Source organism: Pseudomonas sp. DSV-1 (assembly GCF_035830915.1).
Lineage (GTDB): Bacteria > Pseudomonadota > Gammaproteobacteria > Pseudomonadales > Pseudomonadaceae > Aquipseudomonas.
On the sequence record NZ_JAYMYG010000001.1, the window covers coordinates 2734030 to 2759496 of the forward strand.

25 protein-coding genes and 3 pseudogenes are annotated in these 25467 nt (G+C 53.7%); 16 read left to right on the forward strand and 12 right to left on the reverse strand.

The features are described 5' to 3' along the window. Positions 1-284 precede the first annotated feature (284 nt). The 4 genes from VSQ83_RS12760 to VSQ83_RS12775 are packed head-to-tail and all read left to right on the forward strand — an operon-like array spanning position 285 to position 6327. Positions 285-2144 (forward strand): DUF1302 domain-containing protein, encoded by a 1860-nt coding sequence (locus tag VSQ83_RS12760; RefSeq protein ID WP_326426933.1) that lies wholly within the window; start codon positions 285-287, stop codon positions 2142-2144. Between the two features lie 28 nt (positions 2145-2172). Continuing rightward, the gene (locus VSQ83_RS12765) at positions 2173-3477 is read left to right on the forward strand and encodes an MFS transporter (RefSeq protein ID WP_326426934.1); all 1305 of its coding nucleotides are present in this window, start codon (positions 2173-2175) and stop codon (positions 3475-3477) included. A gap of 55 nt (positions 3478-3532) precedes the next feature. Continuing rightward, positions 3533-4630, forward strand: coding sequence for a M14 family metallopeptidase (locus VSQ83_RS12770; protein ID WP_326427716.1), 1098 nt, complete (start codon positions 3533-3535; stop codon positions 4628-4630). 47 nt (positions 4631-4677) lie between these two features. Next, on the forward strand, positions 4678-6327 hold the full coding sequence (locus VSQ83_RS12775) for a CapA family protein (protein WP_326426935.1): 1650 nt from the start codon (positions 4678-4680) through the stop codon (positions 6325-6327). Positions 6328-6423: 96 nt separating this feature from the next. Here the strand turns inward: VSQ83_RS12775 and VSQ83_RS12780 are convergent, their stop codons facing one another. From VSQ83_RS12780 to VSQ83_RS12790, 3 genes and pseudogenes are all read right to left on the reverse strand, one after another. Beyond that, entirely contained in the window at positions 6424-6948 is a 525-nt protein-coding gene (locus VSQ83_RS12780) for a lysis system i-spanin subunit Rz (protein WP_326426936.1), read from the reverse strand. Beyond that, positions 6945-7478 (reverse strand): glycoside hydrolase family 19 protein, encoded by a 534-nt coding sequence (locus VSQ83_RS12785; protein ID WP_326426937.1) that lies wholly within the window; start codon positions 7476-7478, stop codon positions 6945-6947. The genes VSQ83_RS12780 and VSQ83_RS12785 overlap by 4 nt, the downstream gene beginning before the upstream one ends. A 324-nt stretch (positions 7479-7802) precedes the next feature. Continuing rightward, positions 7803-8134, reverse strand: a pseudogene (locus VSQ83_RS12790) (phage late control D family protein); the annotation flags it as partial. 218 nt (positions 8135-8352) lie between these two features. Between VSQ83_RS12790 and VSQ83_RS12795 the strand changes: the two are divergent. From VSQ83_RS12795 to VSQ83_RS12825, 7 genes and pseudogenes are all read left to right on the forward strand, one after another. Then, a pseudogene (locus tag VSQ83_RS12795) lies at positions 8353-8601 on the forward strand (hypothetical protein); the annotation flags it as partial. Between the two features lie 7 nt (positions 8602-8608). Continuing rightward, complete coding sequence (locus VSQ83_RS12800) at positions 8609-8935, forward strand: hypothetical protein (RefSeq protein ID WP_326426938.1); 327 nt, start codon at positions 8609-8611, stop codon at positions 8933-8935. Further along, positions 8911-9450 (forward strand): recombinase RecT, encoded by a 540-nt coding sequence (locus VSQ83_RS12805; RefSeq protein ID WP_326426939.1) that lies wholly within the window; start codon positions 8911-8913, stop codon positions 9448-9450. The genes VSQ83_RS12800 and VSQ83_RS12805 overlap by 25 nt, the downstream gene beginning before the upstream one ends. Then, on the forward strand, positions 9447-10214 hold the full coding sequence (locus tag VSQ83_RS12810) for a lambda exonuclease family protein (RefSeq protein ID WP_326426940.1): 768 nt from the start codon (positions 9447-9449) through the stop codon (positions 10212-10214). Before VSQ83_RS12805 ends, VSQ83_RS12810 begins: the two co-directional genes overlap by 4 nt. Then, positions 10211-10441 (forward strand): hypothetical protein, encoded by a 231-nt coding sequence (locus VSQ83_RS12815; RefSeq protein WP_326426941.1) that lies wholly within the window; start codon positions 10211-10213, stop codon positions 10439-10441. Before VSQ83_RS12810 ends, VSQ83_RS12815 begins: the two co-directional genes overlap by 4 nt. A gap of 493 nt (positions 10442-10934) precedes the next feature. Beyond that, a complete protein-coding gene (csrA, locus tag VSQ83_RS12820; RefSeq protein WP_326426942.1) occupies positions 10935-11120 on the forward strand; it encodes a carbon storage regulator CsrA in 186 nt (61 codons plus the stop codon). Between the two features lie 302 nt (positions 11121-11422). Continuing rightward, entirely contained in the window at positions 11423-11782 is a 360-nt protein-coding gene (locus VSQ83_RS12825) for a hypothetical protein (RefSeq protein WP_326426943.1), read from the forward strand. A gap of 415 nt (positions 11783-12197) precedes the next feature. Here the strand turns inward: VSQ83_RS12825 and VSQ83_RS12830 are convergent, their stop codons facing one another. After that, on the reverse strand, positions 12198-12740 hold the full coding sequence (locus VSQ83_RS12830) for a hypothetical protein (RefSeq protein WP_326426944.1): 543 nt from the start codon (positions 12738-12740) through the stop codon (positions 12198-12200). Positions 12741-12855: 115 nt separating this feature from the next. Beyond that, positions 12856-13437: a hypothetical protein gene (locus VSQ83_RS12835; RefSeq protein ID WP_326426945.1), complete on the reverse strand. Its 582-nt coding sequence runs from the start codon at positions 13435-13437 to the stop codon at positions 12856-12858. A 626-nt stretch (positions 13438-14063) separates the two neighbouring features. On the opposite strand from VSQ83_RS12835, the pseudogene VSQ83_RS12840 reads away from it, so the two are divergent. From VSQ83_RS12840 to VSQ83_RS12850, 3 genes and pseudogenes are all read left to right on the forward strand, one after another. After that, positions 14064-14360 (forward strand): annotated as a pseudogene (locus tag VSQ83_RS12840) (tyrosine-type recombinase/integrase); the annotation flags it as partial. 543 nt (positions 14361-14903) lie between these two features. Then, on the forward strand, positions 14904-15887 hold the full coding sequence (locus tag VSQ83_RS12845; RefSeq protein WP_326397859.1) for a lysozyme inhibitor LprI family protein: 984 nt from the start codon (positions 14904-14906) through the stop codon (positions 15885-15887). Positions 15888-15944: 57 nt separating this feature from the next. Then, a complete protein-coding gene (locus VSQ83_RS12850; RefSeq protein WP_326426946.1) occupies positions 15945-17132 on the forward strand; it encodes a DUF4236 domain-containing protein in 1188 nt (395 codons plus the stop codon). A gap of 248 nt (positions 17133-17380) precedes the next feature. On the opposite strand, the gene VSQ83_RS12855 is transcribed toward VSQ83_RS12850, so the two are convergent. Further along, on the reverse strand, positions 17381-18181 hold the full coding sequence (locus tag VSQ83_RS12855) for an NYN domain-containing protein (RefSeq protein WP_219261808.1): 801 nt from the start codon (positions 18179-18181) through the stop codon (positions 17381-17383). 55 nt (positions 18182-18236) lie between these two features. Continuing rightward, positions 18237-18437 carry a hypothetical protein gene (locus VSQ83_RS12860; RefSeq protein WP_326426947.1) on the reverse strand — a complete coding sequence of 67 codons (201 nt, stop codon included), beginning with the start codon at positions 18435-18437 and terminating at the stop codon, positions 18237-18239. A gap of 849 nt (positions 18438-19286) precedes the next feature. Here VSQ83_RS12860 and VSQ83_RS12865 point away from each other — a divergent pair. Together VSQ83_RS12865 and VSQ83_RS12870 are read left to right on the forward strand one after the other, a co-directional pair. After that, positions 19287-20051, forward strand: a complete 765-nt coding sequence (locus VSQ83_RS12865) for a scabin-related ADP-ribosyltransferase (RefSeq protein WP_326426948.1) — start codon at positions 19287-19289, stop codon at positions 20049-20051. An 18-nt stretch (positions 20052-20069) separates the two neighbouring features. Continuing rightward, a complete protein-coding gene (locus tag VSQ83_RS12870; RefSeq protein WP_326397856.1) occupies positions 20070-20426 on the forward strand; it encodes a hypothetical protein in 357 nt (118 codons plus the stop codon). A gap of 232 nt (positions 20427-20658) precedes the next feature. Here the strand turns inward: VSQ83_RS12870 and VSQ83_RS12875 are convergent, their stop codons facing one another. The 5 genes from VSQ83_RS12875 to VSQ83_RS12895 form a co-directional block, all read right to left on the reverse strand. Further along, a complete protein-coding gene (locus VSQ83_RS12875) occupies positions 20659-21480 on the reverse strand; it encodes a MinD/ParA family protein (RefSeq protein ID WP_219261805.1) in 822 nt (273 codons plus the stop codon). Between the two features lie 120 nt (positions 21481-21600). After that, positions 21601-22134, reverse strand: a complete 534-nt coding sequence (locus VSQ83_RS12880) for an AAA family ATPase (RefSeq protein ID WP_326397854.1) — start codon at positions 22132-22134, stop codon at positions 21601-21603. Between the two features lie 126 nt (positions 22135-22260). Beyond that, positions 22261-22689 (reverse strand): LexA family protein, encoded by a 429-nt coding sequence (locus tag VSQ83_RS12885; RefSeq protein WP_326397853.1) that lies wholly within the window; start codon positions 22687-22689, stop codon positions 22261-22263. Positions 22690-22807: 118 nt separating this feature from the next. Continuing rightward, positions 22808-24310 (reverse strand): sensor domain-containing diguanylate cyclase, encoded by a 1503-nt coding sequence (locus VSQ83_RS12890; RefSeq protein ID WP_219261942.1) that lies wholly within the window; start codon positions 24308-24310, stop codon positions 22808-22810. A gap of 173 nt (positions 24311-24483) precedes the next feature. Continuing rightward, positions 24484-25407, reverse strand: coding sequence for a LysR family transcriptional regulator (locus VSQ83_RS12895; RefSeq protein WP_326426949.1), 924 nt, complete (start codon positions 25405-25407; stop codon positions 24484-24486). Positions 25408-25467 lie beyond the last annotated feature (60 nt).

Genomic DNA, 25467 nt, shown 5'->3' on the forward strand with positions numbered 1-25467 from the left:
TATTAGCCCTACTTCCAAATGCTGTCTGCCTACGGCTCGTACTCGCTGCCCTACCCTGCTCCCCCTCCCTGCCAGAACACTCGATATCGAAGCGTATGAGTAGGCTGACTCAGGGGTGGGCTAGCTTCTTTTGAGCGCTCAAATAAAGGGCCTTAATGCCTGTTTTCTGCTGGCGATATTGACCCCATCGCTGTCGGTATTCGCCGTATTAAGAAAAATAGTTCAGCGCTAGACTGAAAAACGCCTGGCATTCACAAGAGAAACAAAAATAAAGGTATTAGTCAGTGACAACAACAATAAGAAAACAGTGGGCAGCGACCCGAAACCCCGTATTTGCAGGGCTGGCCACGTCTTTATTGACCGTTGGCATGACGGCTTCCGCTGTGGCTGGAGAGCTTGCTTTCGGCGATCTCAAGTCAGGATTGGGCAAAGGTATCGAATGGCAGCAGGACGACACTCGCCTGAACGTGAAAGGTGCTTTTTCACTGGGCTCCGTGTGGCGCATGGACAAACCGAGCCATCGATTGACCAGCACCGAGTACGGCATGAATTTGTTCAATGACGGCAATCTCAACTACAAGCGCGGCGATGCGGTTTCTACTTCCACCGAGGCTTACCTGCAAGCGGATTTGAGCCACCGAAACCTTGGCATGTTTGTGAGTGCCAAAGGCTGGTACGACTACACCCAAAAACACCAGAACGTGGACTACGGCAGCGTTCCGAACGGCTATCAATCCGGTGAGCCGCTGAGCGATGCAGGGTTTGATTCGCTGGCGCGGTTTTCCAATGCAGTCATCAACGACGCGTATGTTTACGGCACGTTCCAGCCTGGCGGGCATAACCTGCTGGTGCGACTCGGCGATCAGGCGATTCCCTGGGTCACGCCAACCACCATCGGCGGCGGCTTACAGGCAGTGAACGCTTTTGATTGGGCCGCGGCACGTCGAGCCACTTCAATTGCAGAAGCTCGCACCGTGGCGATGCCGACCCTTTACGCCAAGTTGACGCTGACTGAAAACCTGTCGGTCGATGCGTTCAACCAGTTTGAGTTCCGTCCCAGCGCTTATCCGGGTTGCGGTACCTTTCTATCGACCAGCGATTACGCTCAACCGGGGTGCGATCAGTTTCTTCTCAATGGCAGTATTTTGAGCTCCCTGGCCGGGCGCCCGATTTACACCACCGACGGCCAGGCCTTGAACAACCCTCTGGATTACGTGTCCCGTGGCCCGGACCATCGCCCCAGTAACAATCAGTTCGGCGCCAGCCTGCAATATTTATGGCAAGACGTCGGCATGTTCGGGCTGTATTTCGCTGACTACACCAGCCGCGAAGCAGTCACCCAGGCGGTACGTACCGGCCCCGGCGTTCTGACGCCGCCCGCCGCCAACCTTGGCCAAGCCAAACCCACGGGGATTGCCGCTTATTATCAACGCGCCTTCCCGACCAGCATCCGGATGTACGCCCTTAATTTCAAAACGCGACTGCCAGGTGGCACAGGTATCTACGCTGAATACAGCTATCGTCCCAATCAACCGATCGCCTGGAACGGTTCCGATTTCATTGCTGGCCTGTTAGGAGGCAACGGGCCCATGGGCTACCTGTCCAAAACGCCCACAGGTTATGTGGCCAGCGGTTTCGACCGGTTTCGAGTGAGCCAGCTTAATCTCGGCGCCAGCCATCCTTTTGGCACTGTATTGGGCGGCGAGATGAAGTTGTCAGCCGAGGCGGGATTCAAATATGTCCACGACCTGCCCGACACTGACGACATCCGTTACGGACGCCCCGGCTTCGGCAGCGCGCCTTACGGCAACAGTTCGAAATGCACAGGCCCGGCGGCAAAATGTGCAATCGATGGTTTCGTCACACCTTTCTCGTGGGGAACCCGTTCCAAAGGGGAGATTCGTTATAGAAACGTCTTGCCCGGACTTGACCTGACGCCTTCGTTAACCCTGGTGTATGACGTTAAAGGGCACGCCTATGACGGCGTGTTTTCCGAAGGGCGTTATGCACAAATTTTCGGACTGCAGGGCGAGTACAAAAGCGACTACAACTTTGAGCTCAACTACCTGAACACCGGGGGTGGCGATTACAACATGGTTGCAGACCGAAGCATGTTAGAAGCCAGTGTCGGCATGCGCTTCTAAAAAAGCTCCTCAATTAAAGGCCATACCCATGCATTTACTTCCCGATAAAAGACGTCCGTTCGTTGTTGCTTTGCTGATGACTGTGGTGATTATCAGCGTGCTGGATAAAACCATTTTTGCCTTCGCCGGCCCGCAGATTATTGACGAACTGAAACTGACGCCCGAGCAGTTCGGTTTTATCAGCAGCGCGTTCTTTTTTCTGTATTCCATCTCTGGGGTACTGGTGGGCTTTCTGGCCAACCGCATGCCAAGCCGCTGGATCCTTTCGGGCATGGCCTTGGTCTGGATGGCCGCGCAATTGCTCGCCGCCCTGTCGAGCAGCTTCGTAACCCTGCTCATCAGCCGCGTCATGCTGGGCGCCGGTTGCGGCCCTGGCACAGCCGTCACCCAGCACGCCTGTTTCAAATGGTATGCCACCCGCGAGCGGGTGCTGCCAGCGGCGCTGATTCAAGTCGCAATCATGTTAGGTGCCATCGCAGGCGCCCTGGCCCTGCCGACCTTGATTGAGCATTACGGCTGGCGTACGGGGTATGTGCTGCTGGCAGGTGTTGGCCTGGTGTGGCTGCTGCTGTGGCAACTGTTTGGCCGCGAAGGCCAGCATGACGATACAAAAGCCGCCAATGGCAGCCTGTTGCCCACACTGCCCTACAGCCGACTGCTGCTCAATCGCACGTTTGTCTGCATTACTCTGGTCGCTTTCTGTAGCTATCTGCCCAATGCCCTGCTTTACAGCTGGCTGCCCACCTACCTGCAAAGAGGGCTGGGGATGACGCCGATGCAGTCCGGTTATCTGGTGCTCGCCACCACGCTGGGGGTGATCTTCATGAACTTGCTGGTGTCCAGCCTGGCCCAACGAGCAATGAAGCGTGGCGCCAGCATCCGCAAGGCGATGGTTATTCCGCCCCTCGTGGCATGCCTGATCGCATCCGTGGCTTACATCATCATGGGCTTTAGCTCGACATCGCTGACGGTCACGCTGGGGCTGTTTCTTCTGGGCAGTATCCTTCTTAACTTGCTGTCAGCCTTTGGTTTTAGCATCGTCGCCCACATCGCACCGGCCCGCCAACGCGGAAGTATGCTGGCCATCCACATCGCCTTGCTGACCACCGCAGGCATGCTCGCGCCTCTTCTGGTGGGTCAGGCCATCGGCTGGCAGGGGGGGGATTTAGTCACCGGTTTCGAACTGGCGATTGGCCTGTTCGGGATCGCACTTTTAGTGTTCACCGTACTTGGCCTGGTGCTCATCGACCCTGAGCGCAGTCGTCGCGAACTTAACGCCAACCTTCCCGAGCCCGCCCCTTCAACTGCCTGCCCGGCCCACATCGCGCAGTGATTACCCCCACTCCCTGATCGCCAAATTTGGCACGACTGTTAATAGGACATCCTTGATGGACGTATCCTGCTTTTCACAAAGCTACGCCGAAGCTCGGCAAAAATTCCTGCAGGCTTGCGCCTATGCCCATCTGGAAGTTGAATCCCGCGTTCACCCGTTACCCGGCCGCGATGGAGAAGAACTGGCACTTGATGTCGCACTTCTTGGTTCACCCACAGCAGCCAACCTGCTTGTAGTGAGTAGCGGCGTGCATGGCGTTGAAGGCTTTTGCGGCTCGGCTGTTCAGGTGGATCATCTGCGCAATCATGATTGGAGCAGGCAGTGTCGGGATCAGGATATGGCCGTGCTTTATGTGCATGCGGTCAACCCTTATGGCTTCTCCTGGCTGCGTCGCGTCAACGAAGACAATGTCGATATCAATCGCAACTTCATGGACTTCGATCGGCCTTTGCCCGGTAACCCCGAATACACCTCAATCGCTCCGTTGCTGGTGCCACGGCGTCAACCGCCCACTCTGCTCAGTACCCTCGGGCTCCTCGGATATGCGTTACGCCACGGCACCAAAGCCTTGCAGTCGGCCATCACCCGAGGCCAACACAACGACCCTGACGGCTTGTTTTTTGCGGGCACCCAGCCCACCTGGAGCAACGTACACGTTCGCCAGATTATTCGACGTTATGGCGGCCAATGTCGGCGCATAGGCTGGATCGATGTGCATACAGGGCTTGGTCCCAGTGGCGTGGGAGAGCGCATTTATAAAGGACGCGATACCCCGGACGCGATTGCACGGGCACGAAGCTGGTGGGGTGAACAGGTCACTCTCAGCACACAAGGTACTTCTTCATCAGCCGTTTTAAACGGCACCCTTGATTTAGCCGTGATGCAGGAATGCCCCGACGCGCAATACAACGGATTGACCTTGGAGTACGGCACCAAACCCGGACCAATGGTGCTCAAAGCGTTGCGTGCCGATCAGTGGTTGCACAACCAAGCAGCTGTCCCAACAGAACGGTTAATGCAGATCAAACGCCAACTGCGCGATGCCTTCTATATTGATACCGACCCATGGAAACGCCGGGTACTGCAGCAGGCGCAAGACGTGCTTGAGCTCACCCGACTCGGGCTGGCCGACACCCCGAAAGTACATAGTTAAAACCGACTTGCGCTGTAATCATCAAGCAAACCAAGAGGATATTCAGGATGAATGCTTATATGTTTGAAGCATTAAAGGATCTTATACGGTCAATCAAGTGTTGCCTGGATGGGCACGAAGCCGAGACCATCGACATACTGCGGCGCGTTGCTGATGGCGACCTGGAAATGGTCGAGACCATCAGCCCCGAGGAAGAGGCTTACGCGCGGGCGTTGTTCGGCTGGATTGCACAGCAGGGCCCGAAGCGGGTCTGGGAGAGGCTTCAGTCGGTGCTCGCCGACCCATCTCAATTACTCAAGGCGGAGATCATGCTCGAGAAACTCCTTTATGATCCCGGATTTGGAGTACTTCCCCCTGCCCTCAAGGACCCGATACACCAGCGCACCCTGCTCAGGCTTGGTGTTTTGCTAATGAGTTACATCTGCTATGACCAGTTTCATTACCCGCAGCCCGAATCAGGCGTGTATGACATCTCGGGCAATACTTTCCAGAAGACCAAGTGGCTCTACCGCTACTGGCTTAATCAACTTGAAGTTGCCGAAAAAGAGTCGGGGCTCGAAGGATTCTTCGCTGACCAGACCTTGAAGTTCCGTAACCTGAGTGACCCCTCACTTGAACAAGGGGGTGTGTTCCCGGTTATTCCCGTCCTCTCAGTTTCATGTGCGGGAGACTTGCTTGCGGTGGATGTGCTGACGCCTGAAAACACACAGCACCTGTTCGACGACATCACAGATTTTTACAGCACCGCTGACATCGTTAGTGCCAACCTGGAGTCGACCGTTGATGAGAGCAAGCCTATAGGGCGCCACCAGCAAACTGGCAAGCCGGCGCAAATGAACACCTCTGAAGCGATGTTCAACAAGTTCCGCCATGAAGCGAAGATCAACTTCTTCAGCACAGCGACAAACCACGCAATGGACTGGGGCAAGGAAGGCGTGGAGGCCACACTCAAAGTACTTGAGAAGTCAGGGGCCTACTATTCCGGCACTGCCCTTAGTCAGGTCGAGCAGGATGATGTCGTCGTGGTGGAAAAAAACGGCATCAAAGTCGCTCTCCTGTCTTACACATTTGACCTCAACGGTCACTCACGGAATGGGGAGCTTTACCTGGCCAACGAAGTGCGATTCAACGACGTTGACCCGCCTCCGGATTACGCCCTGATAAAAAAACAGGTCGCTGCCGCCAAGGCCAAGGGCGCCGACTGGATCATTGCCTACTGCCATTGGGGCTGGGAGTTCGAAATGTACCCCCATGCAAAAACTGTTGATGCCGCGCACAAGGTTATCGAGTGCGGCGTGGACACCATCCTCGGCAACCACGCGCACGTCAGCCAGCCAGCGCAAGTGATTCCACGGCATGGCAAGCAGGATGCGTTGGTCATCTACGCTTTCGGCGACTTCGTGAGCTTCCATCCAGAGAGTCGCAACTCAAAACTTGCCTACTCCGTAAAGTTCGACATTGGCAAAACCCTTGGGATGACTCGGCTGTATAACCTAAAGGTACTGCCCATCTATATTGTTAACGAAAAACGTGACACGACCGACTACAACTGCCGCATCGTCAAGTTCGAAAATGTCCTGAGCAACCCCGACCACTACGGCCTCACCGAACTGGAAAAGAGTCAACTGCCTCATCTGCGTGACAAGGTGTGGAAGGAGATCCTGTCACCTCTTTCGAGCCTCTATTCGGACCTCTAGAGAATGGTTTGAGAGAAACACCCGCCCCTTGCAGGACTCAACTTCGGAATTGTTGGCCGGGCTGGATGTTGACGCATCCAGCTTCGGCCGCTCCTTTTATTTCGTGCCTGATACTTCTTTGGCGTAGGCCTGGCAGGCCTGCAGCGCGATCAGTCCTTGATCGCCGTCGCCGGTGATTTCGATAATTCGTTGAGCATGCGCTCGGTCAAGTTGGGCTCTACGGGCTCCATAAACCACGCCGTCGGTGTTGGTGGTGGCTTGCATTCCGTCACAACCAGTTGCGGTGGCGTTGAGTTGGACTGACAACCGCAGGTCAGCAGTAGCAAGGCGATCACGCAGGCGTGCTTGTTTGGTTTTTTCATCGCTCAGGGCTCGGTAATGGGCTTGGTCACTGGCTGCCAGCCATTGCTCCAGAGCGAGGCGTTTGTCCTGCTCCGCCAAAATTTGCGCGGAGTTGGCATTGGCCAGATTGGTGCGCTCGATTTGGCGGGTGGTTTCCTTGGCGGCCAACTGCTGACCGTAGGCATTGGCCTGCCACTCCCATGCAGCCCATGCGCTGCAAGCCATCAGGGCAAGGTTGACCAGCAGCACCCCGCCCCACTTCACAGCATCGATCTTCACGCCAACACCTTGAGCCCACGGGCATACAGCGCCTGACGATCCTCCACGCCATTCTGGCCACCATTGATGCGCTGAGTGATCTTGTCGAACTGGCCAGCGTCAGCCAAGGTGCTGAGACCCTTGGTCGCCCAGAACCATGCGGCCGACATACAGGCATGCTCAGGCGTCTCCAGTAGCTCGGGCTGCTTGATCAAGTCAAGGCCCAGCGCTTCACCGCAAGCCATGTAGTTGGCCCGGCCGGTGATTTGGATCAGGCCACGCCCTCGATACTTGGATCCGTCGCCGACCACGGTATTACCTAGGTCTTTGCGACCTTCGTATCTGGCTTGGGCAGCCGTTGGGCCCCAGATTTCTTTTACGTATTTGAGCTGGCCCGACTCATGGCCAATCTGAGCGATAAAGGCGGCCACGCGCTTGGTGCCTATAATCTGGTACCGGTTCATAGAAATGTTTAAGGCAGGAACAAAAACGCCGGCAACTTGGCCGGCGTTCGGGAGGATCTGCAGCAAGTGCTGCTTTGAAATAGGCATAAGGCCTCCAGCTTTTTACAAATACTTAATATTTAGAGCTATACCATTCGTTAGTGGCTATTTGATATTGTTCCAACTCCTAAAATAATTGCCCGGAAGCAACGTCATGAGTACAGCCTCTAAACGTGGATGGATGTGGGCGTATCGCAAGATACGTGACCTTCACTGCTCTCGATCGACTGCGATCTACAGAGCGACTCTGTATGCAGTTCGAGGCGATACGGGGACTTTTCCCAGCACGTTAACTCAGCGAAAGATCCATATTCGCCGCTGACGATTGGTTTATCACCACCTCGAAAGAGCCCAGATGTGATGGTCGCCGGGTTAGAGCTGAACGATTTTCAGGGTCTTCTCAGACTTCTTGCCGGCATTGCACTCGATCGCCGTCGACCAACCGGATTGGGTGAACACATATTCCCGAGAGTCGACCATATACTCACCATTGAGCCCGTCCTTGAATCCCTGGGCGTTGATCATCTGTTCAGCGAATAGATCGGTGCGCCCCGGCATTTCCAGCCGCACACCTGCAGTCGAGCAGTTGAACGCCGTCAAGCGCGCCTTGGTGGCCTGCTCGACGGCGGTTTTGTTGGGGTGGATAGCCGATCGGTGTGCACCGGCGGCAGGCCGTCCGGTGCGTCTGAACTGGCCAGACTCATGGCCAATCTGAACGATAAGGGCGGCCACCCGCTTGGTGCCACAAATCTGATACCGCTTCATCGAAGTGTTTAAAACAGGAACAAAAACGCCGGCAACTGCGCAGTGATGGGCATGACTTTCTCAGGAAAAAAGAATACCTGCGCTTTGCGGGGTTAGATGTAGCTGGTCAGATTAGCTCGGCCGTTCTGGCCGCTGGCTTGAATCGGGATATCCTTCGGCGTCCATCCAGCGCCAGGCGCAGGCCGTTGAACAGGCCAGGCAAGATGAAATCCGGCGCCAGAACGAAGCCAAAGCCGAGGAAGAGCGCCAGGCCAAAGCCCGCGAAGCTGACAAAGCCCACAAGGCAAAAATCAACCGTGCCGCACTGGACGCTTTTATTGCCGGTGGCATGCCCGATGAGTGCGCCCGACAGGCCGTCACCTTGATCGCTCAACGCAAGATCCCGGCGATCGCCATCACCTACTGAGGTCGTTATGAACAATGATCTGGCAGTTGTCTCGCAGGACATCTATGCCTGCCGTGACGTATTTTTGGCCGTGCAGGCCGAGCCCTCACTGAACTTCGACCGCGAAGCCAATTTCGCCATTCAGATACTGGAAGGCAACAGCTTCACCCTCAAAGTCGCCTTGCAGAACCGCCAAGCGGTAATAGACGCCATCACCAATATTGCCTCCATCGGCCTCAGCCTGAACCCCGCCAAAAAGCAGGCTTACTTCGTGCCTCGCAAAGGGAAGATATGCCTCGATATCTCGTATATGGGCCTTATGGACAAGGAATGGTCATCGGTGTCTATGTGGTGATCAAAACGTCAGACGGCGACTACCTGACCCACCCGATGAGCATGGCCGAGGTAACCGCGATCCGTGACCGCTCAGAAGCTTGGAAGGCCTACGTTAAGGACAACTCAAAGCTTTGCCCTTGGGTCACTGACCCGGGCGAAATGACCAAGAAAACCTGTGTAAAGCAGGCCTACAAATACTGGCCGAAAACGGACCGACTCGAAAATGCTATTCACTACTTGAACACCGAGACGGATGAAGGGCTCAAACAAACCCCTGTTACACAGCAAGTGGATCACGCCCTGACTCAACACTTGGTCGCTCAGGCCAATGCAGCCGCAACGCCCGAGACGCTGACGGAGATCTGGAAGACTGGTGTGGCGGCAATCAACGAGGTCAAGGACATGGCCTCCTACGACGCATTCAAGGCCGCCGTGGTTGCACGCGGTACAGAACTGAAAGCGGCGTCGGTTGACGCCGAGCCTCAACCCGCGGCCGATGAAGAAGAAATCGAATTTGCAGAGGTGAACCCATGATCATCGTCAATTGCACTCAGGGCTCCGAAGCCTGGCACCAAGAACGCGCTGGAGTTATCACGGCCAGTATGTTCAGCACCGCCCGCTCCAAAGTGAACGGCCTGACCTCTCAGCAACAGAAATACGTCAGCACCATTCTGGAGGGACGCAGCGAAAGCGCTGCACGCGATATCGCCGGTTACAAGGCTGGCCCGAAGGCAGAAGTGGTTCAGCGCGCCCTTGATGGTGAGACCGTTGGCGAGCCGTCAGCAGCAGCCCTCAACTACGCCTTCCAACTGGCAGTAGAGCGCATTGGCGGCAAGCCGCTGGATAACGGTTTTGAAACCTGGCAGATGCGCCGGGGCCATGACCTTGAGCCTGAAGCACGGATGGAGCATGAAATCCAGACAGGTCTCATCGTCACCCAAGTCGGGCTGGTTAAAACTGACGACCACGCATTTGGCGCCAGCGCAGACGGCTTCATCGGTGAGGATGGCGGCTCGGAGTACAAGTGCTTCCTGGCCCCTGAAAAGCTGCGCGCCTACCACATCGACAATGACGCCAGCGAAATCCTTGACCAGGTGATGGGCTGCATGTGGATCACCGGCCGCAAGTGGTGGCATATCGGGATGTACTGCCCGCTGCTCAAGCCTGTCGGCCGCCAGCTCTGGCTGCAGGAATTCAAGCGCGATGACGACTACATCGAAAAGCTCGAATCCGACCTGTGGAGTTTCAAAGTACTGATCGATAGCTACGAGCAAAAACTGCGGAGTAAAGCGGCATGATCGATAACCAAATCCTCGCAAGCGCCGAGAGGCAAGCCCAACTGGATGCCGCAAAAGCGGCCTTCTTCAATTCTGGCGGGCAGATCACACAGGTGAGCGGCTTCGCATTCAAGCCTGTGCTCCCGACCCGCCCCGACAAAATTGACTCCGGCACTATCCTGAAGCGTCGCCGTATTTCGCCAGCTATGGCTGAGCGAAAAATCCTACAACGACTCGCGGAGGAATGACGCGTCGCGACCGACGCCCATCAGAGCATCGTCCCGCTGAAATGCGCTTGGTTCGACGAGCCTAAGCGATGGAGTTGGACGTGTATCCCGAGTCAACCAGCGCTACGACAGCCTGTCGCTAACTGCCCGGTCACCTGCGTGCCAAAGCGCAGGCTGTATCGGAGAGTGATCGAAGCGTGTCCAAGCGTGCTGTAGCGCTAGGATCGTAAAGCCCCGTAAATCTCCTGAGCTGGATTTACCCGCCAACACAAGAAACGCGGCGGGAAACAAGCGGGCCAATCCAAATGCATACCGGGCAGTTCCGGCGTCTGCAATTTCAACCTCAAATCATAAAGACTGCACTTAAAGGTGCCAGTTAGATTCAATCCGCAAAACGTACGGACTAGACCATTTGCATATTGCGAAGTTTGCAAAGCTCTGAAATATTGAGGCTTATTGTCCGACAATCAGACGTAAGACAACCTAAAAACTCAACGAATTCAGGAGCAGATCCTTGCTGGCACTTAGACGAAGCGTAGGCGAAACCATCCGCATCAACGACGACATCAGCATTCAAGTGCTGAGCGTGAGCGGGCAGCAAGTCAAGCTAAGTATCCGTGCTCCAGCAAGCACGACGATACACCGAGAGGAAATTTATAAACTGATTAAAGCGGAGCGCGAGAAAGCGATTTCACCTTAATCAGATGGTATTTCCTCAGATCATTTACTGATTGGATTTTGAGGGGTGGCTGCCAGGCTAATAGATCATGGTGTCCCCCCCCCCTACACCTCAGCGACGAAAAAACCGGAGGGCTCAATCATGAAAACCTAACAACACCGGACGCACCCGCACAGCCTTGCTCTTACATACGGTGGCGTTTTAAGAGTGCAACACAGCCCGGTTTCGACTGGGCTTTTTCATACATGTAATTATTTGTCAGCTACGCCTCATCGCAAGGCCTGAGTACTGAAAAATAATCGTAATTCTGTCGAGAATCGACCATGCCTAACTCCATACACCCATCTTTTGCTAAGCGCTGCGTAATTCTAGAAGGGTTGCGCGAGCGTACACGCCAAGCTACGGCTGAGTTCTATCAAAAGCCAAACATTATTGCTCCAGCCTTAGCGCCGCGATTCATCGTCAAGCCCAGCGGAAACAACAACTTCGAAGTGGTTGAACGCGCCACCGGCAAGATAATCGCCGAGCGCTTCGGTCACAACAACGCTACCGGTCACGCTCGTGAACTGGAAGCTAGGACAGCGCCATTCAGCGGCAAGCGTTTGGGGCTAATCCTGCGCGACTGGGCCTTTCGCATGAGCGTGATGTTAGTGCTATTCGCCTATTTCGGCAGTCACGTTTGAGGCGCATAAGAATATCTGTGCTGACCAAACCTGACATCAAATGGCGCCTAACAAAATTAAAGAGGTCGGAAATGGCCAAATCAGTACAGTAACCACCGGCTTAGTCTGCCAAAAAACGTATAGCTGCACATGAAGGATTGTGGCTCCGAGTGCCGCCGGGTTCTCAACAGCAATCACGGATCTCATGGCTTAAGGCCGATATTACTGAGTAGGGGGAGGCTTTGACCTTGATGACTCATCATCTGTGCGCTCTGGGCTCTAGCCGTTGCCAGCCACTTATAAAGCCTTCGCTCCACGGATATATACCATCGTAAAACTTGGCGCAGGAGTTTCGTAATAAAAACCTCTTTCAAACTCAGCCCCCCTAAAAACGAGATTATCGAGCCTGTAACAAGCCAATGAAGACTATTACAATCTAAACTGGAAAGAAATACCAGGCTGCACTCCCAATACCAGCGACAAGAAGAATCGCCGAGGTCCACTTCAAGACTTGAAAAGACCTCTCACCTCTTTTCACTCTCCCCCACTCACCTTTTAGAATCACCTGCGTTTCAGTTACCAAATCCTGAATTTGAGCCTCTGACTCTTTTTTGCTCAAACCTTCAGACTCGTCAATTTCCTTGAGCAGCTTTAGCATATGAGTATGTTCATTCACATTCAGCCGCAAACGTATACGTGCAAGAAGGTTATTTATATCTACAAAATGATCTCTGCTGGACATCGCAAAATCATATGCATAATCGCCACCCTTCTTTTTGACAGGCTCCGTTAGGGCAAGCAACATATGTAAAATACCCGCAAGCTTAGAAACATCGTTTCGCAGCTCATCTATCCACAGCTGTCGAAACTCTGATATTTTCTGATCTTTCGCGAGAATTGTTACAGTCAAAGAGATTGCACCAGCAATGCCAGCAACTATAACGGTCCCCACCAAGGGAATTAACAGTTCATCCTTCAAAGTACAACACTCCTTCATATCACAATAAAACGGACTAACAAGCCTCATCTAGCAACAGATGTTGCGCCCATCCGCAACGACTGAAATTATCCGTAACCAAGTAGCTTTTTAACTATCACACCCCTCCAAAAAAACTAAGAATTTTAGGACCAAAAATCACACCAACTTTTATAAACCCATACATAACCGTTACAGCTCCAATAATTGCTGACCAGCCTGCTAGCCTTATTAACCACGAAGGGTATTGGCGCTGCAATATTACTGATATTGCTTTTCCAAACCCATCATCGTGTTTAATGCCTATATTTATACCGGTCACAAGCAACGGCGCAAAATACAGGTATGAAATTGTAACTTGCTGACCTGGTACGACTGTAGGAAACACTAAATCTATAGCGCCATCAGGCAGATTTTCAACGTGGTAAGGTATTTGTGGAAAAACATTCACATTTGGCAGTGTTGCGTGACTCACACGAAGATTTTTTGCGCTACGCTTACCCACATTACGAATAACAACCGTATGCGTATTAATTGTAATCGGAGCAATATCATTCGAATTTATGCTAAATGACGATGCATGCCCAAAAAAAGAAACTATTACAGGTCGCCTTTCAAGCTTGCGATTAATGATTGCACCGATAAAAAGGCATGAGACTGGTACAGCGACTGATGCAACTAAATTCCAATCTATAGCCATGAAAAGCCTCCTAAGCTACGCAATGGCAAAATGCCTTACCGGCTATTATATTAAAACCTAAAGCAAGCTTCATAACCACCCCTCCCCCTTAAAATTCACCAGCTACCGCGAAAAGTACGAAGTCATACCTGTAATAACTATTTTCACTCTTCCGGGGCGCGTAATACGCGACAACATGGACTCTTGGACTTATTTTGACCCGGAATGAAATGGATCTCCCTCTCGATCCACGACACATTGGAAGGGGCGATCTGGGTGGGTGCGCTGTTCACGTAAGGAATAGTCGTCGCTTAATGGAGAGGATGAGGTCCTGTAACTCCAACAGACTAAAGCAACGCAGGGGATTCGATGGGTCTACCACAGTGCATGCACAAGCAGTGCTGTTCTTGATTTGGAGCCGTACAAGAGCAGCTTAAAGCCCTGGCACACAAATACTATCAACCGGATTTCTTTACGGTTAAGGCAATAACTCTACACGTAATCATCAAAAATCAGGTGCTAGAGGTTCTAGCATGACTCACGACCCAAAAGGCTGCATGTACTACGTATACCAGAACGCCCGTCGTGACTGCAGCCCCTGTAGTTCAAGCAACTGCGGTGCACCCAAACATTACAACTCAAAATACATACTGGAAAGGAAAAAGGGGCACAAGATTCGATCCACGCGACTGGTTGTCATGGACAACGGGCAGCCGATGACCACGAGCATGTTGCGAGGACGATTTGACGCGGCCCGGATGAAGGCCGGAATTCAAAAGTCAGCGTTTCAAATGCGCGATCTTCGCGCAAAGGCTGCAACGGACAAGGAGGAATCAACAGGCAGCATCAGGGATGCTCGAGACCAACTTGGGCACACCACTGTCGGTATGACAGAGCAGTACATTCGGCGCCGCAAGGGCCTGAAAGTGATGCCGACAAAGTAGAAATTTCGTTCCGCAATTAAAAAAGCCCCCTTGAAAATAAAGGCTTTCAGGCCAGTTACAGCTGGCTGACTGCGGAACGTAGAAACACACAAGTTACTGATATGTATAGGTTTATTATCGGACTTAAAATCCCCCGCTCGTAAGGGCGTCCCGGTTCGATTCCGGGTTCGGGCACCACTTCTCTGTTTCAAGACTTCCCAAGAGGTCTCTGAAACCCGCATAGAACCTGCCTTGTGCAGGTTTTTTGTTGTCCGAATTTCTCTCTCATATTCACTCCAGCCCAACCTTTTCAGTACATCCTGAGTTCGATTTACGGGAGAGCTTCGCAACGCAAGCTTGAGTCAGTCCGACTTGGTAGCTCTTGCGCTTGGTCGATCACGTTCGAACAAGAGCGTCTCAGAGCTCCCTTCCATGTTTTAAATCTCGCAATTTACCCTTCGCTCGCTTCATACTTTGATGGCTCAATGATGGCAATGGCTTCAAGGACTACCTGATTGCGGTCCCTGCGGCCGGCTTTTTCAGTTTGAATTTAAGGGATTATCCATGACTCGTCTGAGTACGGGACTACTGAGCATTTCGTTTTTTGTAATTTGCCTGATAACCGCCTCAACCCACGCGACCAGTTTCGATTGCACAAAAGCCAGCACCTTTGCTGAAAGCCAGATATGCAGCAACCCTCATCTTGAGCGTTTAGACGAGCAACTTAACTCTGCCTACGTTGCTGGTTTGGCGTCTAGCAAGAACAAAACCCAGTACCGTGCCGATCAGCGTAAGTGGCTGAAACATCGTGACGCCTGCGTGACTCAGGCATGCGTTAACGAGACGATGACAACCCGTCTAAAAGTCCTGGATACAACACCCGCCCCTGGAGCGGTCGCTCAGGCTGCGACAGAAGCCACAAAAACGATACAAAAGCAGTCTCAACTCGCCGCCATACCAGCAGCGACTGTGAGCCAAGGGCAACAATCCAGTGCAGTGTCAGACCAACAGCCGTCAGCAACGACCTCCAACAACGCAACGGATGACTCGACGGATTGGCGGACGGTAAAAATTGCTGTGTTGATCATGAGCCTGTTGCTGGTTGTGTGTATCTGGCTTCATTCACGAGGCTCAATGACCATTTACAGCTGCTATACCGACGCTTTATGGACGACGTTGACGCCCTTTATGGCTGCCGCCACATACTTCATCGCGTCAGCCTGGCTTGAGTTGCCTACTCAGACAGCTCAGATAGCCGCAGCAGCGATATTGGGCCTGATGCTACTCCAGGTCGTGATTCAAACTGTGCGCCACAATGGCTTCTCGATTTTTTTCCTGTTGGCGCTTTATGCAAAGCTCCTCCTGTTCACCGTCTACTTCTTGTGCATGGTCGTACTGATCTTTAGCGGAGCACGTACTCCGGCCCAAAAACGCCGACAACGTAACCTCGCCCTGGGCACAAGTGTGCTCTTTGCCTTGCTGACGGGATGGATGACGCGCACGCGCAACTTCTCACATATCGACGATTACATCGCTGGACGCTCGTAATGGGATCGTGGTTTCAACCAGGACCTTGATTCGAAACCTGGATATCAAGAGGCGCAAATGGCTTTTAGATTCAGCAAACGCATTACTCTCATCCCCGGTGTTCGTTTGAACATCAGCACCAAGGGTGTCAGCGCTTCTGTGGGGCCACGCGGACTTAGCATGACCATGGGCCGCAACGGCACTTTCCTGAACACTGGCTTGCCGGGTATCGGTTTGTCGTATCGGCAACGACTGGATAGCCCGCGCCGTGCGGTCAAGGCACCTGCTTTTGACCCGGATGAGTACAGCGGCTCAATCAAGATCAAGGTGCAAGACAATGGTACGTTACTCATCACAGACACCGATGACACGGAAATCCCGGCATCACTGGTAAAACGAGCAAAGCTGGAGCAAGCCGAAGCTATCCAGGCCTTACTGGTCAAGGCCGCCGAGACTGTCAACAAAGAACTTTATGCCTGTCTCGATGTGCACATGGCAACACCTCGACCGGGGTCGCTACCGATAATTCCATCCCCGTTCGCAGTTGATGCTCCCAGCATGCCATCTCCCCCACCCGCGAGCCTCGTTGACAAGATGTTTCGCGCCCGCAAGTTGGAGCGCGAACGTCAGCTGGCCGAGGTACAGCACCAGCAAGACATGCTCGACTGGGCTGTTGCTCGCGATACTCATGAGTTTGACCGCACTGAAATAGAGAAGGCATTTCGTCTGGCGGCAAAAGGGTTTAGTGCGCCGATGGAGAAGGCGCTCGACTACGTACTCAGCGGTATTGCCTGGCCAAAGCAGACGCTGGTGTCCTATGAGTTTTCCCACGATGTCACTGGTGTTGCCCTTGACGTCGACCTGCCTGACGAGAGCGATATTCCACGTCGCACGGCCGAAGCAAAAGGCAATGGCAAGCTAACCTTCAAAAATCGATCAGACGCTCAAGTTCGTCGCGATTTTGTCAGGCTGTGCCATGGTTCATTGTTTCGGGTGGTTGGCGAGGTCTTTGCTTTACTGCCAGCAATCGAGAACTGTCTGGTGTCGGGTTATGTTCAACGTCACGACCCAGCAACCGGCCGAGACGAAGAACCCTATATAATTTCAGCATTGGTCACTCGGGAAGAGTGGTCGTCTTTGGACTTCGATAATCTTGAGTCCATTGATCCTGCATCAATGCTAAACGCGATTGGTGCACGAGTTAGCCTGGATCGTTCCTCACGGTTTAAAGAAATTGCTCCCTACGAGATGAGCGATCTGGGTTAGATCATTGAGTCGCATTCGATATTCGGGCTGTTTTTTTCGCCACCACATCCCCTCGCCGGGTCAAGACTTGAGAAATTTGGATCGTTTGAATATCTGGCGCAGTGGCAGGGTCTACGGAGAGAAGACCTGAATGTCGACCCTGAAACCGAACAAGTGCTGATGTGCACGAAAACCAACCTGTTAGTGATCTTTACTCCGGATCAAGCCAAGTACGTTTCGCAAGTCTAAACAGCGCCTCAAATGAATATTCATTTTCCACTCCCCCCCGCTTCATCTGCAGTGAGAGGCCTCGTTGCCAGGCCGACCGTCCAATGACCGCCAGATTCTTTATGTGTTTCCAGCAAATCGTATGTCTTGAGCATGTCCAACAACCCTGAGTGCCCATACTCAGTGGGAGAGAACGCGGGGTCTGTCCGCTTCAAATAGGAGCCTAAACCACTGACCGTGACCCTGCCTTCATTGGTACTTCCAGCCAGCAATGACACCGCTTCCACTATAAAACGAGGACGACGGAGTTTGGGTTTGGCAGCCTGATCCGGTTCTTTCTTGGGATTGGGCAGATCTGGAATATCCTTGGGGATCAGAGCATCAGCCAGTGCAGGATCATGTACTTTGCGCCATTCGAAGAACTGATCACTGGCATTGCGCAGGGCGTCCGGGGTTTTGGCTTCACCCACGATGCAAACGGCTGCACCCCGCTCCCGAAGCTTTCGACACAGATAGGCGAAATCCGAGTCGCTGGTAACCAGGCAGAACATGTCCGCTCGATGATCGAACAATGCTTCCAGTGCATCCAGTGCAAGTGCGATATCTGACGTGTTTTTCCCAGAGGCATACTGGTACTGAAGACAAGGTGTAAAGGCAAGCCTGACCAACGCCTCCTGCCACTTGTTGGCGAGCGTGCCGTGATTTCCATATCCACGGCGCAAGACAATTCGTCCAAACTGCGCCACAACTTTCAATGCATGCTCCAGCACCTCTGGTGACACATTGTCGCAATCGACCAGCACCGCTACGCGCGCATCCCCGTTATTGGCAATTTGTGGCATACATCAGCTCCTTGCTTTTTTATATGTCGTGAACGTATCTGGATGATGCGTTGGGTCACGGAACCAATAGCGACTGGAAATCACTCTCACCTAAAACTCGAATTTTCTGGCCTATGCCGATCAACTCTTCTGCTTTCAAGTGTTTCGAACTCTTGTCCTTACCCGCCAACTTGCTGATGTCCTGATCTCCGACCACCAACAGCGTGGTGTACCTGGTCACGTTGGCGCCGACCTCACAGCCACCCGAAGCCACCATTTCTGCTGCATCCCGACTAGGTAGACACTACTGCATTCCCAGCCAAGAGCCCCTCCGGCATCATTGTTAGCCCTTCAGTGATACGTCGCCCACGCTCCCCCACGTTCATGAACGGGCTCAACACATTCAGCGGCACCGGCCTGTCTCCCGCATTCAGCAACAGTACATTGGCAAACGCCACTGCATCAATGGCCCTGGCGTCATTGCGTAATGGAATGTTCACTCGACGCGACGAAGGTCAATGCCATGCAGCCTGTGGAGCGAATCAACACCTTGCTCAATGACCGTGAACAAGCCCCATTCAATAGCCTTATAGATAGCCTCGCTATTAATCAGACTTCCGATAACCGAAGGTATGGGGGGTAAATACCAGTGCCGCGATCACTTCTGTCAGTCAGTGGCACACTCAGTGTTGGGATGAAGGCCTGCACTTTCCCGATGGCTGCCGTAAGTAAAGATATAGAAGTGACGACGAATTGCTTTAGCCTAAACCGAAAGAAGTAAGTGGCTTATTAAAGATTTTGAGTTCCAAAATCATGGAGCCACAGCAATAGAAACCTGCAATCAATACATTCTTTATCGCCAGCAGTTAACCCCTATATTTTTGGACACCAGTGCGATTGTCGCGTCAAGCTACTACAATTTGTATTTAGCTTTTGTATGGTGCGCACAATAACTTGATTACAAAGGCAAACGGATCGAGTGGCGAGCAATATCTTGAGACGCTTTATACGATCGAGGTATTATTTTATACTTGCAGTTTTTTCTCTTGCAGGGCGATATTAAGCCCGATTAAGACCACAGCGAATTGTTTTGCTGTAGACATTAAGCTGCCAGGACAAATAAGCCATGAAGAAGATTTGCCTGTTGTTTTTAAGTAGCGTCGTTATGCTTCTGGATATATCTCTTTCATTTGCTATTCCGCCAAGCACTGTGTGGCGAATGGACACACGGGGTGAGCAAGAAATATTTTCATCGGGTTTTCAGGCCTGGGGGAATAACGTGAATGTTCATGCGCATGTCTCAGGCGAGTCCTGCGTGAACAGGCCAGGGTCGCAAAGAAACTCCGGGTTCGTGTCAACAGCCGCCGACTTTCAGTATATCCGCACTGTTGCAGCAGCCAGAGCCTTCGCTAGGCCCGGGCAGCACATATTTCTTTATCGGATCAGAGCTGACGGCAATTTTTACAATGCCGAAGCTTCTCTTCGGGCGTTGCACGGCAATAACCCGCAAACGCCGGTTTCCCCCTTGAACTATCAACCTTCCGTTACAGCGAATGAATATATAACACCGGGCGCTATACCTCCTCGAAATATCAGGGATGTCGAGTCCTATGTTGTTGTTGACGGTCAGTTGCAGGTTTCAACTGCCCGTGCAAACCCCGCTTACATGACAGGCAATACAAATGCCGCAGCAACACCATTTGTAAATGGCGTCGCAGGACAAACAGGCCGGTCGACATGGGTGGGCATGATACCTATTGTTGGAGCCTGCCTGGCTTTACCACGATCGGACTTGAAGCTCGATGAGCTCCAAGTGTCTTCTCCGATGACACTCACGCTGGAATCTATTGTGAGTAACCGTTTGAATGAACTCAATCATGATGAACTATGACTGCTGAGGAATATAGCTATGCGTTTAGTCTCTGGCTTGTTAATTCTGTGTACAAGCGCTCCTGTTTTTTCTGCTGAATGGGATCAGTCAAGCAGGCAGTCACGCGCCTATACGTGTGCAAAAGGAACCGTCACTCAACTCTCGGTGGGCAAAGATGATAAGGATGCCGGCAATATCATAGAAGTTCAATTATCCACCACGGGGGGACGGTGGTGGATCGCCAATAATGCTCGCAACCTGAACGATTCGTCAGGGTATGCGATGCTTAACCTTTTGGCGCTGTCAAAGTTAACGGGGCAAAAGGTTGCACTCGCTGATGATAAAGGTACTCGTTGCGATGACTTCAACGGAGTTACTTTGACTAATGAGTATTAAGATGTTGGCGTGATTATCTGGTCGTTGGGCGAAGGCCTATATTATATATAAGCGTTCCATCAACTGAGCGAAATCATTGAGTTAGGCTTAGTGTTCGACTCCGGGTCCAGGCACCAGACAAATCAAGGGCTTGTATGAGATTCTTCGTGCAGGCCCTTGATTTTTCAGGTGCGTGAAAAATTCACTCTCTTCTCCAGCCTCCAGCCTCCAGCCTCCTGCTTACAGCGTGTTCTCACCCTCTCGAGTTAGAAATGAGCTGCTCAATGAAAAACTCCAGCCCCCCTCTGGGGCTGCCCGGCAATGGCCAGGCGTCGACCCTCAGGGCAACGTTCTGAAATGCCTTGGCGATCTGAGAGCGCGGAAAACTTTGATAAACGGCGCGTTGAGTCTGCACGGATTTACGCACGCATTCGTCATACGGAATCGCTCCCACGTACTGCAAAGAGACATCCAGGAATTGATCGGTAATCTTCGCCAACTTGGCGAACACGCTGCGTCCACCCTGGTACTCAGGCACCATGTTTGCCAAAACTCTAAAGCGGTTTATCCCGTAGTCACGATTTAGCAGCCTGATCAGTGCGTAGGCATCGGCGATAGACGCTGGCTCGTCACAGACCACCAGCAAGACCTCTTGAGAGGCCCGAGCGAAACTGATCACCGATTTACCGATACCTGTCGCAGTATCAATCACCAGCACATCCAGACTGTCGGCGATGTCGTTGAAGGCCTGGATCAGGCCTGCGTGCTGAGTGGATGACAGGTTCACCATGCTCTCGACACCGGCAGAAGCCGGGACGATACGCACACCTCCCGGCCCCTGCACCAGTACATCCGATAACGCACAACGACCTTCCATCAAGTCAGCAATCGTGTATCGGGGGATAACGCCCACTGCAACATCAACACCCGCCAATCCAAGATCACCATCGAGCAAGACGACTCGCCTTCCGCGACTCGCCAACGCCAAAGAAAGGTTCACTGCCACAGTCGTCTTTCCGACGCCCCCCTTACCACTCGTCACAGCGACAACTTGTACAGAGTGCGCAAGTCCCATGTCAGTTATCCCGCAGATGTCATGTCTTAAATCATTGATTACCCCATTAATAGTTAGCGCAGACAATACTCACATAGCATTAGTAAATGACTGCATATCCTGGATAGAGAACGAGGACTTTCAGGTAGGCGACTTGCGCGCCAAGGCAGTTACGGGCAAGGCATCGAGAAAATCGGCAATCTGGCGGGTCGTCCTCAAGCGGATGACAGGCACCTGCGGCCCCACTTTTTTGCGCACCGTCTCGATACCCGGGCGTGTGCCTTGGTCGAAATTCCATACGAACTTCAGGAACACCCAGTCGAACTTCTCCCTGCAACCTGCTGCAAGGTCAGAGCGGGAGCGGTTTGTGAGGCTGCGCATGATCACCCGGGTGAAACACGTGAGACGCGGCGTATCCAGCCAAATGATCACGTCGGCACGGGGCAGGCGAAGGTCGAAGGTACGCCGGGCATAATTGCCTTCACACACCCAGGCATCCGGGGCGATTGCCTGGCTGACCCGCTGGCGGAACTGTTCAGCGTCCGGTTCGATCCAGCCGGGCTCCCAGAACAAAGGGTCCAGATGCACCACGGGCAGGTTCAGGCGCTTGCCGATGGCTCGGCCGAGGGTCGATTTTCCGCTGCCGCCATTACCCAGTATCACAATCCGTTGCATGCCGACTTCCTGTTGAAAAAAAACAGAAAATTCTACCGATCGGGATGGCCCGTTAAAAGCTGAAAGACAGTGACTTGATGCTCATTTCCTGAAGCTCATTGGCCCTCTCACCGCCAATGAGCAACGTTAATGACCATGACTGCGCACGCTGTGGGTGATCACCCCCCAGATCGACAGGTCGTCACCTTCCATGACGTACCGGTCCGGGTATCCAGGGTTTTCAGACCGGAGGATCACTTCCTTGCCGCGCAAGCACAGGCGCTTGCAGATGGGATCATTGTTCAGCAGCGCCACCACAATATGGCCGTGGGCAGGCTCAATGGAACGATCGATGACCGCCAGATCCCCTGAGAAAATCCCGACCCCCTGCATGCTGTCGCCATCAATCGACGCCAGATAGACATGGGGCGCACGCACATTGAGTACCTGATCAAGGGAGATGACTTTCTCGATGTGGTCTGCAGCGGGTGATGGGAATCCCGCCGGAATCTTGAACGAACACAGCGGCAAACCAATCCCGCCCTGCGCAAGAGGTCCCAAAAATGTGAAGCTCATGACCCGCGCCCTTATTTTACTGTATAAATATACAGTTAACGCCGTAGGACGATTCTGGTCAATATTTCTGTCAGGGATTTCGACGAGAGGAACACACACCAGCCCCCCCCCCCGGGCTTCATCCGCAGTGCTTCACGAACTGGTTTCGACCCAGTGTCTTGGCGCTGTACAGCGCCTGGTCTGCCGCTTCGATCAAACCCTGCACGTGATCCAGCTGTGCACCTGCGGCACAACTCATCCCGATGCTCACACTGACTCGTCCCAACGGGCTGGCGGTGTGGGGGATGCTGGCTTGCTTCAGGCGATCGAGGATAAGTTGCGCCACCACCGCCGCCCCCTCAATGTCGGTGTTGGGCATGATGACACTCATCTCTTCTCCGCCATAACGGGCGACCACATCCGACGGTCGACGCACGCACTCCTCGATAATTTTGCCAACCGCCTGCAGACAGGCGTCTCCGGCCACATGCCCAAGGGAATCGTTGTACAGCTTGAAATGATCGAGATCGATCATCAGCAGGGCCAAAGACGTCCCTTCCCGCTTTGCCCGTCGCGCCTCTATGTCTAATGTCACATCAAAGCAGCGCCGGTTGGCCAGGCCGGTCAGGGCGTCCTTCATCGCCAGCAACTCAAGCTGGCGGTTCGACGAAAGCAATTGCTGCTGAGCCCCTCGCAACTGATCTTCTATCTGGGTTCGACGGCGGATATCCAGGATCAAAAACCAGCCGATCAGGCCGGTAAGCCCCAGCAGCGCAGTCACCACCACGGCTGACAGCAATGCCTCCATGCGCCACGCGGCAAGGGCTTCGCGTTTTCCAAGGGCTACGGTCGTGATCAGCGGCAACTGGCTGCTTTTTCGGAAGGCGTAGAGCCGCTCCACACCATCCAGGCTGGAGGTGAACGAGGCGGTACCGACGGATCGATCTACCAGGTATTTGGCATAGATCGGCGACTTCGAAAAGTTGCGGCCCATGTCCTGCTCGCGAAAAGGATAGCGAACCAGCAACGTACCATCGGTATAGGACAACCCGATTGCACCCTCCTGCCCCACATCGATCTTGCCAAACAGCCGCAGGAAGTTCTCAACCCCCAGAGTTACCGCCACCACCCCGGCAAACGCTCCGCGAGCATCATCGAAGCGCCGGCTGACGGTCACCACCCACTCATGATTGGCACGGCTCTGGATTGGCGGGCCGATAAAGGTCTCGCGGGATGGATCGTCGCGGTGATGAATGAAATAGGTACGATCACTGCTGTTGGCCCCGGCCGGGATCCGGTTGGAGGACATCAACCAGCGCCCCTGGTTGTCGTAGATCGTGATCCCGCTGAGCTGTGGCATCAGGGGCTGCTGGCGGTCGACCAGCGCACCCAGCCGCTGGATCTGGATGGGGCCGCTGCCTTCAGTCTCCAGGCGCTCGACGAGCCCGAGCAACAGCAGCGAACTTTGCCGGACAATGCCTTCGGAGTAAGTCGCGAGCGCCTGGGTAAGGTTCAACCCGTGGACGTTCACATCCGCCAGCGCCCGCTCACGTGAGGCCAGCACTTTCCAGACAGTCAGCGAGGCCAAGGAGCAGCCGATAACAAACAGCAAAAGAACAACCAGATGGGTATCACGCTTCACGTCATTACCTGATGGAAAATCCATTTTTCCGTTCCAGCCACTGTGGGAGAAAGGCAATAACGGCAGCCGTGTGCCTTCACCTGGGGCAAGGATACAAGCAGTTACATGTTGCTGCAGCAACAGATTATCCCGTCAGCGGGCAGATGCCCTTGAGCTCTTGAACAGAGCAACGATCACTCAAAAGGCTGCACCGGCGGCAAGCGACCAGAATCATGGCTACGTTCGACCGCTTCTGTGCACAGGGCTTCGAGCAGCACCTGCTCCAGAATGGCAAAAAAACACTTTATGTGGGCCTGCTTCAGTGCCTGAGGCCGGGTCACCAGATAGACGTCCAGATCTGGAAGCTCAATACCCTCGAACAACTCGATCAGATCCTTCGCCAGAATACGGGGCAGTACACCAACCCCCAGGCCTCGCCTCACCGACTCGAGTTGCACGGTAAACGAGTTCACGCTGATGTGGGCCCGGTCAAGACCGGCTGCTTTTGCTGCACGCATTTGCGCCAGCATGTCGAGCGGAGGAAGCAGCGCTACATTGACTGCGGTGGCCACCGTGCCCCCTGGACATCGCTTGAGGTATTCGGGAGCCGCGAACACACCGTAGGCGAACCGGCCAATGGGTCGATAAATCAACGAAGGCTCACCGAGATGGATCGTGCGTATCGCAATGTCGGCCACGCCGCGGGCGATCTTGTGAAAGTCGGCGGTTACTTGCAACTCCACCGAGCAACGCGGGTGCAGGGAGGTAAAGCGACCCACCGCTTCCAGCACCCCGGAAGAGAACCCCTCCCCTGCACTGACCAGCACATTGCCGGACAGCTCTGCGCCTGATCCCGGGATGTCAGCAACAACTTGACGCCTCAACCCCGCTTCAGCCGCGATGGCAACGTCCACCAGGGATTGGCCCCGCGAGGTCAGCCGGCATCCCTCAACGCCCCGTTCGACAAGGGGCTCGCCCAGGGCAGCCTCCAACTGGGTCAGGCGCCGGGACACCGTAGACGCCGCAATCCCCAGCAACTGGCCCGCCCGCAGAAAGCTGCCATGCCGAGAAACCGCCAGCAGCAGTCGAAGATCGTCCCAATTTGCTTGCAACGCCATGCGTCATGTCCTCCCTGGTGTGCATCTGTGCAAAGCCATTATGCAGCAGTCGCTGTTTTT

Bases quoted from the DNA above. Each gene is read 5' to 3' on its own strand.
- VSQ83_RS12765 (WP_326426934.1), top strand. From the start codon at position 2,173: ATGCATTTACTTCCCGATAAAAGACGTCCGTTCGTTGTTGCTTTGCTG.
- VSQ83_RS12770 (WP_326427716.1), top strand. From the start codon at position 3,533: ATGGACGTATCCTGCTTTTCACAAAGCTACGCCGAAGCTCGGCAAAAA.
- VSQ83_RS12775 (WP_326426935.1), top strand. From the start codon at position 4,678: ATGAATGCTTATATGTTTGAAGCATTAAAGGATCTTATACGGTCAATC.
- VSQ83_RS12785 (WP_326426937.1), bottom strand. From the start codon at position 7,478: ATGCCTATTTCAAAGCAGCACTTGCTGCAGATCCTCCCGAACGCCGGC.
- VSQ83_RS12800 (WP_326426938.1), top strand. From the start codon at position 8,609: ATGAACAATGATCTGGCAGTTGTCTCGCAGGACATCTATGCCTGCCGT.
- VSQ83_RS12805 (WP_326426939.1), top strand. From the start codon at position 8,911: ATGGTCATCGGTGTCTATGTGGTGATCAAAACGTCAGACGGCGACTAC.
- VSQ83_RS12810 (WP_326426940.1), top strand. From the start codon at position 9,447: ATGATCATCGTCAATTGCACTCAGGGCTCCGAAGCCTGGCACCAAGAA.
- VSQ83_RS12815 (WP_326426941.1), top strand. From the start codon at position 10,211: ATGATCGATAACCAAATCCTCGCAAGCGCCGAGAGGCAAGCCCAACTG.
- VSQ83_RS12825 (WP_326426943.1), top strand. From the start codon at position 11,423: ATGCCTAACTCCATACACCCATCTTTTGCTAAGCGCTGCGTAATTCTA.
- VSQ83_RS12835 (WP_326426945.1), bottom strand. From the start codon at position 13,437: ATGGCTATAGATTGGAATTTAGTTGCATCAGTCGCTGTACCAGTCTCA.
- VSQ83_RS12845 (WP_326397859.1), top strand. From the start codon at position 14,904: ATGACTCGTCTGAGTACGGGACTACTGAGCATTTCGTTTTTTGTAATT.
- VSQ83_RS12850 (WP_326426946.1), top strand. From the start codon at position 15,945: ATGGCTTTTAGATTCAGCAAACGCATTACTCTCATCCCCGGTGTTCGT.
- VSQ83_RS12855 (WP_219261808.1), bottom strand. From the start codon at position 18,181: ATGCCACAAATTGCCAATAACGGGGATGCGCGCGTAGCGGTGCTGGTC.
- VSQ83_RS12860 (WP_326426947.1), bottom strand. From the start codon at position 18,437: ATGGTGGCTTCGGGTGGCTGTGAGGTCGGCGCCAACGTGACCAGGTAC.
- VSQ83_RS12865 (WP_326426948.1), top strand. From the start codon at position 19,287: ATGAAGAAGATTTGCCTGTTGTTTTTAAGTAGCGTCGTTATGCTTCTG.
- VSQ83_RS12870 (WP_326397856.1), top strand. From the start codon at position 20,070: ATGCGTTTAGTCTCTGGCTTGTTAATTCTGTGTACAAGCGCTCCTGTT.
- VSQ83_RS12875 (WP_219261805.1), bottom strand. From the start codon at position 21,480: ATGGGACTTGCGCACTCTGTACAAGTTGTCGCTGTGACGAGTGGTAAG.
- VSQ83_RS12880 (WP_326397854.1), bottom strand. From the start codon at position 22,134: ATGCAACGGATTGTGATACTGGGTAATGGCGGCAGCGGAAAATCGACC.
- VSQ83_RS12885 (WP_326397853.1), bottom strand. From the start codon at position 22,689: ATGAGCTTCACATTTTTGGGACCTCTTGCGCAGGGCGGGATTGGTTTG.
- VSQ83_RS12895 (WP_326426949.1), bottom strand. From the start codon at position 25,407: ATGGCGTTGCAAGCAAATTGGGACGATCTTCGACTGCTGCTGGCGGTT.